This is a genomic window from Kaistella antarctica (genome assembly GCF_900109615.1).
GTDB lineage: Bacteria > Bacteroidota > Bacteroidia > Flavobacteriales > Weeksellaceae > Kaistella > Kaistella antarctica.
In genome coordinates this window covers 615,089-630,948 of record NZ_FOIX01000003.1, presented here as the reverse complement: position 1 = coordinate 630,948, position 15,860 = coordinate 615,089, and the positions used below count along the sequence as shown (strand labels likewise).

The following is a 15,860-nucleotide window of genomic DNA, read 5'->3' as shown; positions in this document are numbered from 1 at the left end:
AAACTTAATGATAAAGGACGTTTCGTTAAAAATTGTTTAAAGTAATCTCATGGTTTTTTCTTACTTTAAATAAAGTCGTTTAAGATTTGCTTAGTATTTTGAGACTTATAATTATCTGAGATAATTATATCAAGATCAATTTTAAACAATTGATACTTTTTGAGGAAAACTGATTATTATCATCCATGTTTCAAGTACGTCAGGAATTTCTTACAGATTTGAAAACTTCCTACTTTAAGCACAAATCTTGTCTAACCAATTATTGAATTTCTGAATTTTCCAAATTTGATAAAAAGATTATGCGCGTATTTTATCTGATACGGGTTCGTATCCGTTTTAATAACAATTAATACGTTAAATTTCAGCATAAATTTTGTAGTACTCTTTGCGAGATTAAGACTACCTTTAATTGTCAAAAATCAAAATTGATTCGCCATTATCCTGCTTCAAATTTTTTTATATTGAAGGACTTTGTGAATACATTTTTGGTCTATTAGCTCTTCCGATGGGCGTTGAGAGATGTTCATCATCAAAAATCACATCCCATTCTTGTTCAAGCAAATTCATTAGTATAAAGACAGATATACAATTCCTCGCCTAAAATCCAACCCTATGGAACCTAAAAATTTAATCCAAAGAAGTATCGACACCGTCAGAGTGTTATGTGCTGACGCCGTTCAAAAGGCAGATTCTGGACATCCTGGAACGCCCATGGCTTTGGCACCGTTAGGACATGTTTTATGGTCGGAGGTGTTGAACTATAATCCCATAAATCCAGATTGGGCCAATCGTGATCGATTTGTTCTTTCGTGTGGACACGCTTGTATGTTGCAGTACAGTTTTCTGTATTTAACTGGGTACAAAATTTCTCTTGATGATCTTAAAAATTTCCGGCAGCTGCACAGTATTACTCCAGGTCATCCAGAATATGGACTAACGCCCGGAATTGAAGTAACGACTGGACCTTTGGGACAAGGGTTTGCCAATGGAGTCGGGATGGCCATCGCGCAACAATATATGGCAGCGCGTTACAACCAACCTGATTTCAATATTTTCGACTATTATATTTATGCCATCTGCAGCGACGGCGACTTAATGGAAGGAATAACCGCAGAGGGCTGCTCACTCGCTGGTCATCTCGGCTTGGGCAATATGATTTATTTTTATGACAGCAACAACATTACCATCGAAGGAGATACTGATTTGACTTTTGAGGAAGATGTTTCCAAAAGATTTGAAGCTTACGGCTGGCATGTTCAAAACCTTCCTGATATTAATGATCTAGAAGCTCTTTCGACCGCTATTAAAAATGCCAAAAATGAAACCAGCCGTCCATCTTTAATTAAAGTTAAAAGTATCATCGGTTATGGAAGTCCAAATAAACACGGAACTGCCGCAGCGCACGGTTCACCTTTGGGCAAAGAAGAAGTGCGTTTGGTTAAAGAAAATTTCGGATTTGATCCTGGTAAAGATTTCGACATTCCATCTGAGGTTTTAGATTTTTATCACCAAGCTGGTAAAAAATCAGCAGAGAAGGAACAAGAATGGAACGAGCTATATAATAGATACAAGCAACGTCATCCAAACCTTGCCAAAGAATATGAAGACCTAACTACAGGTAAATTGCCCGAAGGATGGAAAGATAAACTGCCTGTATTTGAAGCTGGGGAAGAGTTGGCTACTAGAAAAGCTTCCGGTAAAACATTAAACGCCATTGCGGATTTTCTCCCTCAGCTCATTGGAGGTTCCGCCGATCTTGCTCCTTCTACCGAAACTAATCTTGATGATTATCAGTCATTTTCAGTGAAGCACCGCGATGGTCGAAACTTCCATTTTGGAATTCGGGAACATGCGATGGGAGCAGTCTTGAATGGAATGGCGCTCAGTAATTTTTTAATTCCTTACGGAGCCACCTTTTTAATATTTTCAGATTATATGCGTCCGCCCCTTCGGTTGGCTGCGATTATGAAAATCCGACCAATCATGGTTTTTACGCACGACAGCATTGCGCTGGGGGAAGACGGTACTACTCATCAACCAGTTGAACAATTGATTGGATTGCGAACAGTTCCAAATATGACTGTGATTCGTCCAGCTGATGCTAATGAAACGGCGCAAGCTTGGCGCGTCGCAATTGAACATAAAGATGGACCAGTTTGTATTGTGCTGACTCGTCAGGAAATTCCGATTATTGATCAAAAAAAATATGCAAGTGCCGAAAATTTAGAAAAAGGTGCTTATATCCTTTCCGATTGTGATGGTGAGAAAGATCTTATTTTGATTGCCACAGGATCAGAAGTTCATTTGATTATGCAAGCTCAGAAAAAGTTGAAGAAAGAAAATATCAACGCTCGAGTGGTAAGCATGCCATCTTGGAATTTATTTGATAGACAAAGTTCTGAGTATCGTGAAAAAGTTTTTCCTAAAAATATACGGAAACGATTGGCTGTTGAAGCAGGCTCATCAGTTGGCTGGTTAAAATATATCACTGATGATGGCGACGTCATCGGCATCGATACATTCGGCGAGTCAGCACCTGGAGATGAAGTGATGAAAGAATATGGATTCACCGTAGAAAATGTCTTGAAAAGAGCAAAAGATTTGCTTTCTAAGTAAGACTAAAATCGATTACATAAAAATAAAAGTATGCCTACACAACAATCATTAAAAATAGGAATCTGCGCAGATCACGGCGGTTTTGACCTTAAAGAGAAACTGATTTCCTTTCTCATTAAAAATAATTTTGAAATTATTGACTTTGGTGCAACAGAATTGAATAGCGATGATGATTTTCCAGATTATGTAATTACTTTAGCAAAATCCGTCGCAGCTGAGGAAGTTTTTCGGGGTATTGCAATTTGCGGAAGTGGAGTTGGAGCGTGTATTGCTGCAAACAAGGTTGCGGGTGTGAGAGCTGCGTTGATCACCGAACATTTTTCCGCTCATCAAGGTGTTGAAGATGACAATATGAATCTCATCTGTCTTGGCGGACGTGTCACAGGAGATGCGAGCGCTGAAGAATTAGTTTTGGCCTTTTTAAAGGCAAAATTTATTGGTGCCGAAAGACATTTGAGGCGTCTGAAAAAAATTGAAGATTTAGAAAATAATCGTAATTCTTCATAAATATCCTACGGAAAATTATTAATTTAAAAAAAAACAAAATGAACCCTTTAAATAAAATACAGGAACACAATCAAAGCATTTGGTTAGATTTATTAGATCGCGAAATTATGGATTCGGGGAAATTACAAGACCTTATTGATGATGATGATTTGCGCGGTCTCACTTCCAATCCCTCCATCTTTGAAAAAGCCATCAGCGGAAGTTCGGATTACGATGAAGATATTATAGACCTTTCAAAAACAGAAGACAGTAATGCTGCTATTTTCTTCGATTTAGCACTTTCCGATATCCAAAGAGCTGCAGATTTATTTAAACCAGTTTTCGATAAAACAAATGGGCAAGACGGTTTGGTAAGTTTGGAAGTTTCACCTTATCTCGCTCGCGATACCGACGGAACGATCGAACAGGCGCGTGACCTTTGGAAAAGGGTTAACCGTAAAAATGTGATGATAAAAATTCCGGGAACGAAAGAAGGTTTGATTGCGATTCGAGAATGTTTGCGAGAAGGAATCAATATTAATGTGACCTTGCTTTTTGGACTTCCTCGCTACCGGGAAATAACAGATGCGTTTATGGGCGGACTTGAAGACCGTCTCGCAGAAGGCAATTCAATAAAAGATGTTTCATCCGTGGCGAGTTTCTTTTTGAGCCGAATCGATGTTATGGTCAACCCGATGTTAAAAGAAAAAGGCGCTGATGATTTGGTTGGGAAAATAGCTATTGCATCTGCGAAAGAAGCCTATCAAATTTATTTGGAAATGATTGCCAGCGACCGTTTTAAAAACCTCGAAGAAAACGGAGCGCAAAAACAAAGAGTACTTTATGCGAGTACGGGAACTAAAGACCCTTCCTTTAGTGATGTCATTTATGTAGAAAGTATCATAGGTAAAGACACCATTAACACTTTGCCTATCGAAACTATTGATGCATTTCGGGATCATGGGAAAGTTGCTGAAACTTTGACCCAGAATTTAGATGAAGCCAAAAAAGCATTGGAAGAATTAGCAAAAGTAGGAATTGATATGGATGAAATCACCCGAAAATTAGAAAATGAAGGCATCGAGAAATTTAATCAAGCCTACGAAAAATTAATTAAAAGTATTGATACTCAAAAACGTAAACTTTAATTTTAAAACCTATTAGTAAAAATATGATGACACAAGAAAATATAAATAAAAATTCATTTGGAATGATCGGTTTGGGAACCATGGGTTCTAACCTTTTACAAAATATTGCTGACCATGGATATTCCTGTGCGGGCTACGATAATAATACGCAGACCGTTGAAAATCTTAATAATCTGAACAACAAAAATATTCATGGTTTTTCAGATTTAAAGGAATTTACAGACAGTCTTAAAAGTCCTAAGATTGTGATGATGCTCGTTCCAGCTGGAGAAATAGTTGACAGCGTGATCGATGATTTATTAGGAGTTTTAGATAAAGGCGATATCATCATCGATGGTGGGAATTCTCATTTTACAGATACCGAACGTCGGTTTATTGAACTCGAAGGAAAAGGATTTCATTTTGTTGGCATGGGCGTTTCCGGTGGTGAAGAGGGAGCTAGAAGAGGACCGAGCATGATGCCTGGCGGAGATCAGGAAGCCTATGAAATCATCAAACCGATTTTAGAAAAGATTGCAGCGCAGGTTGATGGTGAGCCAACCGTTGCTTTTATGGGCGAACGTTCCGCGGGTCATTTTGTAAAAATGGTTCATAATGGAATTGAATACGCTATTATGCAATTACTTTCTGAATCCTACGAAATTATGAAAAAGGGTCTTCAAATGGAGAACGACGAAATTCATAAAGTCTATAAAAAATGGAATGAAGGCCAATTAAAATCTTATTTAGTAGAAATTACAACTGATATTTTCGCCTACAAAAATGAAGGTGAAGAACATCTTTTACTAGAAAGCATTAGAGATCAAGCGAAAGCAAAAGGAACCGGAAAATGGACTTCTCAAGCTGCCATGGATTTACATCTTCCGACCCCAATTATTGATATTTCTGTTTCCATGCGTGACCTTTCAAGCCTAAAGGATTTAAGAGTAGAAGCTTCAAAAAAATATCCTGATTCTGTCAATATGGTTTACGAAAAAAATAATGAGGAATACTGCGATGAACTTGAAGAAGCTTTTTATTTTGCCATGGTTTCTGCTTATGCGCAAGGAATGCATTTGCTTTACCAGGCGAATGAGGAATTTGACTACGATTTGAATTTAGATTTAATTGCGAAGATCTGGCGCGGCGGGTGTATTATTCGCTCAGAATTTTTGGAGGATATTTACGCAGCTTATAATAGCGAGCCGAAATTGAAGCATTTGCTTTTAAATGCTGAGGTTGCGAAAAATGTAACTAAAACTATTCCCAGTATGCGAACGGTTGTTTCCGATGCAACGCTTCATGGAATATCCACACCTGCGTTTTCTGCCGCTTTAAGTTATTTCGATAATTTCCGAAATGAACATATGCCGACCAACCTTATTCAGGCGCAGCGTGATTATTTTGGGTCGCATACTTATGAACTCAAAGCTAAAGAAGGGGTCTTTCATACCAAATGGGTCATGGAAAATATCAAAGAATAATCCCTTAAAAAAAGAATTTATTAAATAAAATTAAACATGCCATATACGATTAATGCACATAAACCGACTGTCCTTATTGTTTTTGGCGGTAACGGAGATTTAACCAAAAGAAAAATTATTCCGGCGCTTTTTAATCTCTATCTCGAAAACAGATTGCCAGAAAAATTTGCGATCATAGGAACTTCAAGAACGAAATTTACAGACGAAAAATATCGAACTGATTTATTAGCCGGAATTAACAAGTTTTCCAGGACGGGCAAAGCCAAAAAAGAAGACTGGGCAAAATTCTCAGTTAACATTTCTTATCAGGCGGCAGACATTAAAGATGTGGCCTCTTATGATGAATTCGAATCGACGATTAGCAAGCTTAAAAACGAATGGAAAGAAGATCCTTCCGTTCTTTACTACTGCGCTGTATCTCCAGATTTATTTTGCACCATTGCCGAAAATATTTCCAAAAGTAAATTAGAAAATAATCACGAAACCACCCGTATTATTATTGAGAAGCCGTTTGGTCGAGATCTTGAATCGGCTAAGGCTTTAAACAAAAAACTGCTCACTATTTTTGATGAAAAACAGATTTACCGAATCGATCATTATTTAGGTAAAGAAGTTGTTCAGAATGTGATGGCTTTCCGTTTTGCGAATACGATTATGGAACCGCTCTGGAACCGCACGCATATTGAACATGTACAGATTTCGGTGACCGAACAAATTGGCGTCGAAGATCGGGGAAGTTATTTTGATAACGCAGGAATTCTACGAGATATGATTCAAAATCATTTGTTACAATTGCTTTGTATAATTGCGATGGAACCACCCGTAAATTTTGACGCTGATCTCGTTCGTGACAAGAAAGTAGAGGTCTTAAAAGCGATGCGCAAAATTGTGCCTGGCATGATTGATAAAGTTGCGGTTAGAGGTCAGTATGGCGCTGGCTGGGTTGAAGGCAAAGAAGTTTTGGGCTATCGCGAAGAAGCTGAGGTAAATGAAGATTCTAATATCGAAACTTTCGCGGCCTTAAAATTTTATGTTGATAACTGGCGCTGGCAAGGCGTACCGTTTTATTTGCGGACTGGAAAAAGACTTTTTAAATCTGCGTCGCATATCATCATTCAATTCCGGGAAGTTCCGCACAATATGTTCAATAATGTGGAGCGAAATCTGCCGAAACAGAACAGACTTATTATTAGCATACAACCTGATATGTCCATTAAATTTCAACTTGAAAGCAAAACTCCAGGTCTTGAGATGAATTTAAATACGGTCGATATGGTTTTTGATTACGATGGAAAAACCAAAATAGATTCGCCAGAAGCTTATGAAACACTCTTGCTAGACGTTATTTCTGGAGATCAAACTTTATACATGCGCGCTGATCAGGTAGAAGCTGCCTGGGAAGTCGTGATGCCAGTTTTGGACTATTGGGAAAATAATAAAATGAATGATTTTCCGAATTATCCTGCCAATTCCTGGGGTCCCGAAAATGCAGAAGCCCTGATTGCCAAAGATGGTTTTCACTGGATTAATTTACCCGATAAAAATAAAAAAGAGTAAAATGAATTTAAAAATTTATAATAAGACTACAGATTTAATTAAGGCTTTAGCCGAAACCATTTGCGATGTTGCCGAAGAATCTATTAAAAATCGAGGTCAGTTTAATTTTGTGCTTTCTGGTGGAGGTTCGCCTAAGATCCTTTACGAACTGCTCGCTTCTGAAGCGTATCAAGATAAAATCGATTGGGTTAAAACGTATTTCTTCTTTGGCGATGAGCGGTTCGTGCCAGCAGATGATTTCCAAAGAAATTCGATGATGGCGAGAAAAGCTTTATTCGAACCTTTAAAAATTAAAGAATCGAATATTTTTGAAGTGGATACATCGGGCACACCAGAAGAGGCAGCGGAAAAATATTGGCAAACGATTACTCAACATTTTGAGGGAAATCCAGTCGAGTTTGATTTTAATCTTTTGGGCTTAGGGGATAACTCCCATACAGCGTCTCTTTTTCCAAATACTTCCATATTGGATAAAAATGAAGCAACTGTAAAATCTGTTTTTGTGGAAGAAGTAGGAATGGATCGAATTACGATGACGGCTCCTTTAATCAATCAATCAAGACATATTGCTTTTTTAGTTTTTGGCGAAGGAAAGGCTGAGGCTGTATTTCATGTCTTAGAAGATCGATCTGGGTCAGAGAAATTGTATCCAGCAAGGTTGATTACCACGGATGATAAAAAAGTTCAGTGGTTTTTAGACGAGCCAGCAGCTTCTCGTTTGAAGTAGAAGCAGTTCAACTTGGATAAATATTTTAAAATAAAAAAAAAGTCATTCAAATTTGGACATCGCCGCATCATAAGCTGCACCCATTAAAAAAGGGAGAAGGTTGTAACTTTCATAACCACTCCAGTACACAGTCGAGGTAAAATAGATGATCGATTTTCAGAAGAACATTCCGACGCGGCTGTGCAAAATGGTTTTATTTAAAAATGGTCGTTACTAAACTTAAAGTAAAAACTTTTAAATGTTTCTACCACAAATTTTTTAAATATGATGATAGGAAAATAAATCACACCCTTAATTCAAAAAAAAAAAGGAATTCCAATCGGAATTCCTTTAGCTTTTAAAGCCTCTGAATTTTTTACAAAACCCTTTTAATGAAATAGGTCATTTAAAAAAAAGATAAATCTTGTCTAAGAGGAAGTAGGTACTCTAGACTTATTTGACTTGAACCGTCAACTCTTTCACCACAATTTCTTTAAAATCCTTTTCCCAGGGAAGAGTTTCATAAAAAGTCACTTTCGTTTCTCCGGGCTCAAGAGCTTTCATTTCAAAGGTGATCTCTACAGAACCTCCGAGTTGGTTGGAACCAGTCTCATCGCTTTTCTTATTTTGTGAAACTCGGCTGATGAGAAGAATTGAGTCATTGTCGGTACGGTGGAGCAGTTGTAAACCAGTAGATCCACGTCCTGGTAAAGTGATTCGCTGAACTTCACCTCTATTAAGGTGTACTATTTCGTTATTCATAGGATTGCAATTTAGAATGAAATATAGAAAGAAAAAGTAAATCAATTTTTTCATGGCGCTTTTATTAAAATGTGGGCCCGAGAATTAATCGAAACCCACACTTATTATATTACTTCTATCCGAACCATTTATGATAAAGTGTAGAATCAGTTCCATCTACAAAGCAATCCAGTCTTCCGGATGCCCAAGAAGAAACTCCCACACCAGAAGATAGTTGCCCACCAAGGTTTTCTTCACCACTCCAAACGGAACCGTTCCACCATTTGTGCATCATATTGAAATTTTTACCGGCATAAAAAACGTCGATTCTATTCGGACCCCACGATTCAGCTCCTGGCGCACCTTGTACTGTTCCGCCAAGATCTTCCCATCCGCTCCAGGCAGAACCGTTCCACCATTTGTGCCATAAATGATGATCCATTCCCTGCACGAAACAATCTAATCGATTACCTGACCAAGATGCTACAGCGGGAGCTGACCCAAGCATTCCTCCTAAATTTTCCCAGGAATGCCAGCGACCGTCATACCACATATGATAAAGCGCCGAATCCATTCCTCTGGCAAAAACATCAATTCTGCCGTTGCCCCAAGAAACCGCTGCAGGTTCACTTGACAGTACGCCGCCCAAATCTTCCCAGCCACTCCAGCCTCCTTGATACCAGCGATGCCACAAGTGATGATTCAAACCAGTTGCAAATATATCAAGTCGTCCATTTGCCCAAGAGCATATAGTTGGCGCATCTTGAATAAGACCACCTAAATTTTCGTAGCCATTCCAGGAAGAACCATTCCACCATTTATGATAAACGGCGCTATCTGTGCCGCGCACCACAACATCTATTCTGTTAGGGCCCCAACTTACAGCATTCGGTGTTGAGGTTAATAATCCTCCTAAGTTTTCAAATCCATGCCACGAAACTGCGGGTGCAGGTAGGATTACGCCTGTAACACCAACTTTGGTCCAAGTGTCAATGTCACATTCTCCGTAAGCAATTTTAAAATATCCTGCCATTCCCCAAGTGTTTCCCCAAGAATTCTTGCAGATCCAACATTGTTCGGCTTCAGAGTAACCAATGATCATCACGCAGTGTCCATCTTCAAATGCACCTGTGACGTGACGATAAACGCCGGTATGGTAAGCGTAAAAGTCTTCGTAAACTTTAAAACCACAGGCAATGGGACCTGTAGTGGTGAGGTAGTTTTTGGCTTCCTGATAAGAGTTTAAGTTATGAAGCTGGGTGATTTTGGTAACCCGAGAATTACGGTCTGCGCAAGGATGACAGGTAGGGGCGGGTGGTTTTGCCCACACATTATTTCCAGGAAAAGCAGATGCATAGGGAAAGCAGGCTTCATCAGAAACACCGCGAATTTTAATTTGATTAAAAGCATCAGTATGGTTCCAGCCTCCACAACTTGCGCCGTGCGAGGAACAGAAATGTGCGTCAGCTTCCGATAAATCCAAAAGTTGGCCTTTTTCAATAGAAGCCATAGATTCCGTAACTGCAACCGTACAGAAAGAAACGCAAGAACCGCAGCCTCCCTGACTTTTAACTGAGGTGACATGATTGCCACCTTTTCTGTTTCGCCAGTCTACTGCTGGATCAAATGCTAAACCACTCTTAGAATCTGGTTGGGCTGCTGAGAAATTTGCTTTCATTGCTGTAGAGATATCAAATCCCAGCATTTTTTTTCGTTCTACCGGTTCGAGTCGTGAAATTGTATTTTCCATCGCGCTCCAGCGTGCGCCGACTTTCCGTAGTTCTTTCGAAAGGTCTGCGAAATTAAGTTGTGCCATGATTATATGTTTTTATTTGCCTACTCTGGGTCGGATTTTCGGCTACACTCCGTCATTTGTGAAATTTCGACAACAAAATTAAAAGATGACCTCATCAAAACATAGCATAAATCCGACATCTTTTGAATTTTACTTAAAATTGAAAAAAGAATTATAGGTCAGAAAGATGCTATATGGAAGCACTTTTTTATCTCATCGCCTGTACTATTGCTAAAAAGTAATTTTATTGATTAGAGTAATGTAAAAAGCAAATTTATCCATCTAACAAGTTTAGGATTGCTACCTCAATTACTTTTTAATGAATTTGTGATTTTCGATTGTTCCATTGATATCAACTTGCAAAAAATAGGTTCCGCTAGTCAATAAGGAGAGATTTAAGATGGCAATGTTAGCCTCAGGTTTAAAACTTTTCACTTGCTGACCGACCATATTCGTAATGATAATGGAGTTAATCTTTCCTTTGGAAGTTAAGGTCAACATCGATTCAACTGGATTGGGATAGAATGAAACTTTATTTTTGATGTTTTCATTTACAGCCATCGTTGGTCGGCTGGAATCAAAATACAATCCGAAATCACTCGTTCCGCTAACATAGGTTCCAATCTGATAATTATTCGCATCGCTGGCAATGGCACTCTTCGCGGGACCAACTAAAACTTGCTGATCCGAAATCTGAACCTCATTAGCGAAATTTAAGTTGTTATAATCCGTAACATAAAAAATCCTGTCTTCCTCAGTGACAAAGGAGGCTGTAATGGCCGTATTTCCATCTACTTTTTTAGACCAAGAATCCCAATGGAGGACGTTGGTAGGATAGAAACCTGTTATGATTACAGTTTGAACTGAGCCCGGAGTAATGATTTCCGCTACACCTCTAAACTTAATTGTTGGTGAATTTTGCTTTCTGGACACAAAACACACGACCCGAAAATTCGCATAGGGTTTCCGTTCTGCCCTTAAACTGATATATTTTGATTCATTGACTGCAGAAGTCATGAGGGTAGTTCTATCGCTCCAGCCGGTGGGACTATTATAGCCGCTGTTGGACATGAAAAAATGGTCACCTGTCGCATATCCGATAAAAGATAAAAAGGTACTTCCTTTGCCGTATGTAAAGGCAATTTCTTTGGCTCCATATCCTAAATAATGTTCATCACCCCAATTGAAACCTGAACCATTATCAGAACTTCGGGCCGAGAACATACCGTCGTTAGACCTGGTGTAGATGGCATACAATTGGGGAGCTCCAGCAAACTCATAATCCACATCGATATCAAATAGTTTTACATTGTTAGCAATTGTTTCTGAACTCAACGGACCACCAGCTAAATTGAAGCGTAAATTTTGCAATTTCCCGTTCTCGGCAGAATAAGTGATAAATAAATATTTTGTAGCTCCTTTATCCATCAAAGATAATTTTATTTTGGTCATAACATCCGGTGTAGAGGCGGTTCCCCAAAGACTAAAGCTAGTCCCATTATTGGTAGATTTATAAATGTAAATTTCATCAAAAGCGCCAGGTTTCATGATAAAAGAGGCAATATAAATGGTACCATCTAAAGCGAGGTCAATATCAACGCCGTCATTCACAAAAAAAGGATTGATCTGCAGGTCTGTTCTCCAACGGGAATCACTTTTGGAAAAGGTTTCTGATCGGTCTTGTGAAAATCCAGTAATCTTATCTAAATCAGTTTGAATGACTGCGTTTGGTTTGAACTCGGCGGCCAGCGCTGGATCGATTTTTTGCCAAGCCGCTATTTGGGCAAGTCTATTTACCTGTAAACCTTTTAAATCACCTGCAGCTTTTAGAGCCGATTCTTGTGCATTTAAGGCGATAATTTCAGTAGAAGGTTTTGGAAGGCTTCGGCCAGGACCATCTGTAAGTTGAGAATGGGATAAGGCACCCATTATGACTGAGAAAAAAAGGATCGTAAATTTTTTCATGATTGTGATGTTTAATTGTTATGATGGATATTCTACCAGCAATATTTAAAAATACTGATAGAATATTTTTTAATTTAAGCTTTACATATTCCTAATTTTTGAAAAGCAAGAAATGTTTTATTTTTTCACCTGAAAATCTGGATGACCACATTGCCACATCATGAAGGCATATTGATCTGCAAAATTGGCATAGGTTACTTCCTTGTCTTCCGTAAAATGGCCGTTATCGTAATTGACTTTCATCAAAACTGGTTTGCCCGAAGATGTCGCATTTTGTAAGGCAGCTATAAATTTTCCAGGTTGCCACGCGACGACTCTGGGATCATTCCAACCAGCTACGCCCATAACAGCGGGGTAGGCAACTCCTTTTTTTACGTGTTGCATTCCATCCATCGCGAAGAGGGCTTTAGATTCTACTTCATCTTTTACGGTTCCAAATTCAGGAATATTTACCGGACCATTAGAACTGAACTCTACGCGCATTGCATTTGAAATTCCAACGTTTGTAACTGCAGCTGCAAACAAGTCGGGTCTTTCAGTGATGGCTCTGCTTATTAAAATTCCGCCAGCGCTAGTTCCCGTTCCTGCCAATCGATCTGCTTTTGTAAAACCTTTTTCAATTAAATATTCAGCACAGGAAATGAAATCTTTCCAGGTATTTGGTTTCGTTGTTTTATAGCCGGCTTTATACCATTGCTCGCCTTTTTCACTTCCGCCGCGAACATGAGGAATAGCGATCACCACGCCTTTAACTGCCAAAGAATTTAATCGAGCCGAAAAGCCTGGATTCATGCTAAAGCCATAAGCACCGTAACTTTCAATAAAACCGACATTGGAACCATCTTTTTTCATCCCTTTTTGATAAATAATAGAAAGTGGAATCATCACGCCGTCATGACCTTTTACATTAACTTCTTCTACGATTAAATTTTTATAAGCTTCGGGATAATTTGCTCGCTCATTGAAAGGGCTTTTTGTAAACTGATCTGTTTCTGCATTGTAAAGCATTTCTGTAAAGGGTTTATTCCAAGAAGTGATTTCGATGATGAGATTATTGGAGTTGGTGGATAAACGCTGACCAGAAACAGATCCTTCATAAGGAAGTTTTATAGGAGTTGTTTTCTTGGTTTTGGGATTGTATTTGTACAGAAAATTATTAAGTCCATCGCTATAAGCGAGAAATAGAAAATCTTTTGATCTGGTAATTCCTTCTAAAGTCATTGCATTTTCAGGTGCGATAATTTCTGCAGTTTTCCAGTTTGGATTTTTTAAGCTCGTTGCAATTAGCTGATAATTCTTTGCATCTTTATAAGTAATCGCATAAATTTTATCTCCAAATATTTCGATTCCACGCACTATTTTATCATCAGCGGTGGTAAGTTTTTTCCAAGGAATGATTTTAGAATTCATTTGATCGATTGGAGCGTAATAAGAATGCAATTCTCTGGCAACTGAATATAATGCTCCAAAAATATAATTGGGATTATCTTTATTAAAATAAGTGACGGGATACACTTTAGGGTCAATTTTTAAATTAGGATAACTGGCACTGCTGAAAAAATCGATATCCATGCTGGTTTCTGTTCCTAATTTATGCAACTTTGATTTCGGATTTAAACGTGCAGTTGGATCTGTGTTGTCCGCCGACTTTATCCACATGTAAAAAAAAGCGGAATCATCCAAGGTCCAGTCTGTTGCGCCGAAAGCCTCAGTTATTACATCATCTAAAAATTTTTTGGTTTTTAAATCCATCACGCGTATCGTCGAAACCTCTGCACCTGCTTCAGAATAAGCAATCAAGAGTTTGGTTCCGTCGTTACTTGGATTGATGGTTTGTACAGATAAAGTTTTTCCGGGAACAAATGTTAAAGGATCAAAAAGCAAAATATCTGCACTATTCAAACTTTCCCGATAATACACTTTACTCACTTTTTCCCCTGGAGTTCTTTTTTGAAAAAAATATTTTCCTTTTGCTTCTGCTATAGAAAATACAACAGCTGGCTGTAAGAGTGCGAGTTTTCGCCACTCTTCAATGAGTTCATCCCGACCTGAAATGGTGTTCATAACCGAATTGGTGAGCTCCGCTTGTTCTTTAAACCAGGAAATCACCTTGGGATCTTTCATGTTTTCGAGCCATCGGTAATTGTCTTTGTAAACTGTTCCGAATATAGTTTCACTGACCTCAATTGCAGGTGTTGCCGGATATTGAAGTTGGGCATTATGCTTTGAAAATAGCAATACCGTTAGTAATAAAAATAGTTTTTTCATGATAGGTGTTTTTTAAATAGAACACTGCATCTCAACATATTGCACAGTGGATTTCAAATTTAAAAAACAACCTTATTTACAACATAGTATAAATGCGACATTATAATTTTCGATATCGATTTAATTCGAGTGATAAAAAAGTTGTAAAAGTTTGCTAATTGTATATGAAAAGAGCACTAATGTTTATAACACCACTGAATTGAATCGCACAGAGTGAATTATTTCTTTTTCGTTTACTATGCTGGGATTGACCCCAGTGAAATGATGGAAATCCCGGATGAGATGCATTTGATCATAGTATCCAAAATGGTAGGCGATTTCGGTCCAGGTGATTTGGGGATTTCTTTCCTTGAATTTATATGCTTCAGAAAAGCGAATAAGGCGTGCAAAATATTTGGGCGGAAAGCCAATTCGTTGGAGTGATTGCCTTTCTAATTGGCGATTACTCAGGCAGCATTGAGCGGCCAGCTTATCCATTGAAATTTTACCCTGCGCATTGACAAGATTTTTCATGGCCAAGTCGATTGATAGGATTGGTTTTATTTGGGCAACCTTTTGCAGGAGGTACGTTTGAACAATATGATTTCGTTCTTGGCTGGTAGGACTTTCCATCAACTGCTCCGTCAAACTATTGATTTCTGGACCGATCACCAAAGTAGCATCAAAATCACAATCTACCATTTCACTGAGTGGAATACCGAGTAAGCGATAAAGACCGCACGGCTTTAAAATAACCAGAAGATTCACGTTTTTTCTTCCCAAATCTAAAGTTACGGGAGTTACTTGAGGACCGATAATAATGGAACGTCCATGATCTTCAAAATCAGATAAATTTTTCTTTTTAACTTTTACAGAATCTTCGAGATAAAAGCAAAGGAAACGGGTATGCGTGGGCATGAATGTATAAACCGGCGATAGGAAATTACCGGCGTTGAAATCGTGACCCATGATGCAGATTACTTCTACGAAATCCGCCAGAGCTGGATGCGGAGGATAGTATAGGGTGTACATGACATTGATTAGGTGTCAATTAGATCTCAAATATACTTAATTTTAAATTATTATGCAATGTGAACTACTTAGTGATAAAATGGGCATTATGGGTAGAGGACTAA

The 15,860-nt window shown here is 38.4% G+C and carries 11 protein-coding genes; 6 read left to right on the top strand and 5 right to left on the bottom strand.

Annotated elements, in window-relative coordinates; all coding sequences use genetic code 11:
- Positions 1-612: 612 nt before the first annotated feature.
- Genes tkt through pgl form a run of 6 tightly spaced genes read left to right on the top strand, consistent with a single transcriptional unit; the run spans position 613 to position 7,997 of the window.
- Entirely contained in the window at positions 613-2,616 is a 2,004-nt protein-coding gene (tkt, locus tag BMX49_RS11410) for a transketolase (RefSeq protein ID WP_034720876.1), read from the top strand.
- 30 nt (positions 2,617-2,646) lie between these two features.
- Positions 2,647-3,123 carry an RpiB/LacA/LacB family sugar-phosphate isomerase gene (locus BMX49_RS11405; RefSeq protein WP_034720875.1) on the top strand — a complete coding sequence of 159 codons (477 nt, stop codon included), beginning with the start codon at positions 2,647-2,649 and terminating at the stop codon, positions 3,121-3,123.
- A gap of 38 nt (positions 3,124-3,161) precedes the next feature.
- Positions 3,162-4,250, top strand: coding sequence for a transaldolase (gene tal, locus BMX49_RS11400; protein WP_034720874.1), 1,089 nt, complete (start codon positions 3,162-3,164; stop codon positions 4,248-4,250).
- A 23-nt stretch (positions 4,251-4,273) separates the two neighbouring features.
- Complete coding sequence (gnd, locus tag BMX49_RS11395) at positions 4,274-5,713, top strand: NADP-dependent phosphogluconate dehydrogenase (RefSeq protein ID WP_034720873.1); 1,440 nt, start codon at positions 4,274-4,276, stop codon at positions 5,711-5,713.
- A 36-nt stretch (positions 5,714-5,749) separates the two neighbouring features.
- The gene (gene zwf, locus BMX49_RS11390; RefSeq protein ID WP_034720871.1) at positions 5,750-7,270 is read left to right on the top strand and encodes a glucose-6-phosphate dehydrogenase; all 1,521 of its coding nucleotides are present in this window, start codon (positions 5,750-5,752) and stop codon (positions 7,268-7,270) included.
- Between the two features lies 1 nt (position 7,271).
- On the top strand, positions 7,272-7,997 hold the full coding sequence (gene pgl, locus BMX49_RS11385; protein WP_034721570.1) for a 6-phosphogluconolactonase: 726 nt from the start codon (positions 7,272-7,274) through the stop codon (positions 7,995-7,997).
- A 432-nt stretch (positions 7,998-8,429) separates the two neighbouring features.
- Here the strand turns inward: pgl and BMX49_RS11380 are convergent, their stop codons facing one another.
- The 5 genes from BMX49_RS11380 to BMX49_RS11360 all read right to left on the bottom strand — a co-directional run bounded on the left by BMX49_RS11380 (position 8,430) and on the right by BMX49_RS11360 (position 15,756).
- On the bottom strand, positions 8,430-8,738 hold the full coding sequence (locus BMX49_RS11380) for a protease inhibitor I42 family protein (RefSeq protein ID WP_034720869.1): 309 nt from the start codon (positions 8,736-8,738) through the stop codon (positions 8,430-8,432).
- 115 nt (positions 8,739-8,853) lie between these two features.
- The gene (locus BMX49_RS11375; RefSeq protein ID WP_051803852.1) at positions 8,854-10,533 is read right to left on the bottom strand and encodes a DUF8189 domain-containing protein; all 1,680 of its coding nucleotides are present in this window, start codon (positions 10,531-10,533) and stop codon (positions 8,854-8,856) included.
- Positions 10,534-10,821: 288 nt separating this feature from the next.
- On the bottom strand, positions 10,822-12,477 hold the full coding sequence (locus tag BMX49_RS11370) for a T9SS type A sorting domain-containing protein (RefSeq protein ID WP_081864379.1): 1,656 nt from the start codon (positions 12,475-12,477) through the stop codon (positions 10,822-10,824).
- Between the two features lie 117 nt (positions 12,478-12,594).
- Positions 12,595-14,745 (bottom strand): prolyl oligopeptidase family serine peptidase, encoded by a 2,151-nt coding sequence (locus BMX49_RS11365; RefSeq protein ID WP_034720864.1) that lies wholly within the window; start codon positions 14,743-14,745, stop codon positions 12,595-12,597.
- Positions 14,746-14,928: 183 nt separating this feature from the next.
- Complete coding sequence (locus BMX49_RS11360; RefSeq protein ID WP_034720861.1) at positions 14,929-15,756, bottom strand: helix-turn-helix domain-containing protein; 828 nt, start codon at positions 15,754-15,756, stop codon at positions 14,929-14,931.
- Between the last annotated feature and the right edge of the window lie 104 nt (positions 15,757-15,860).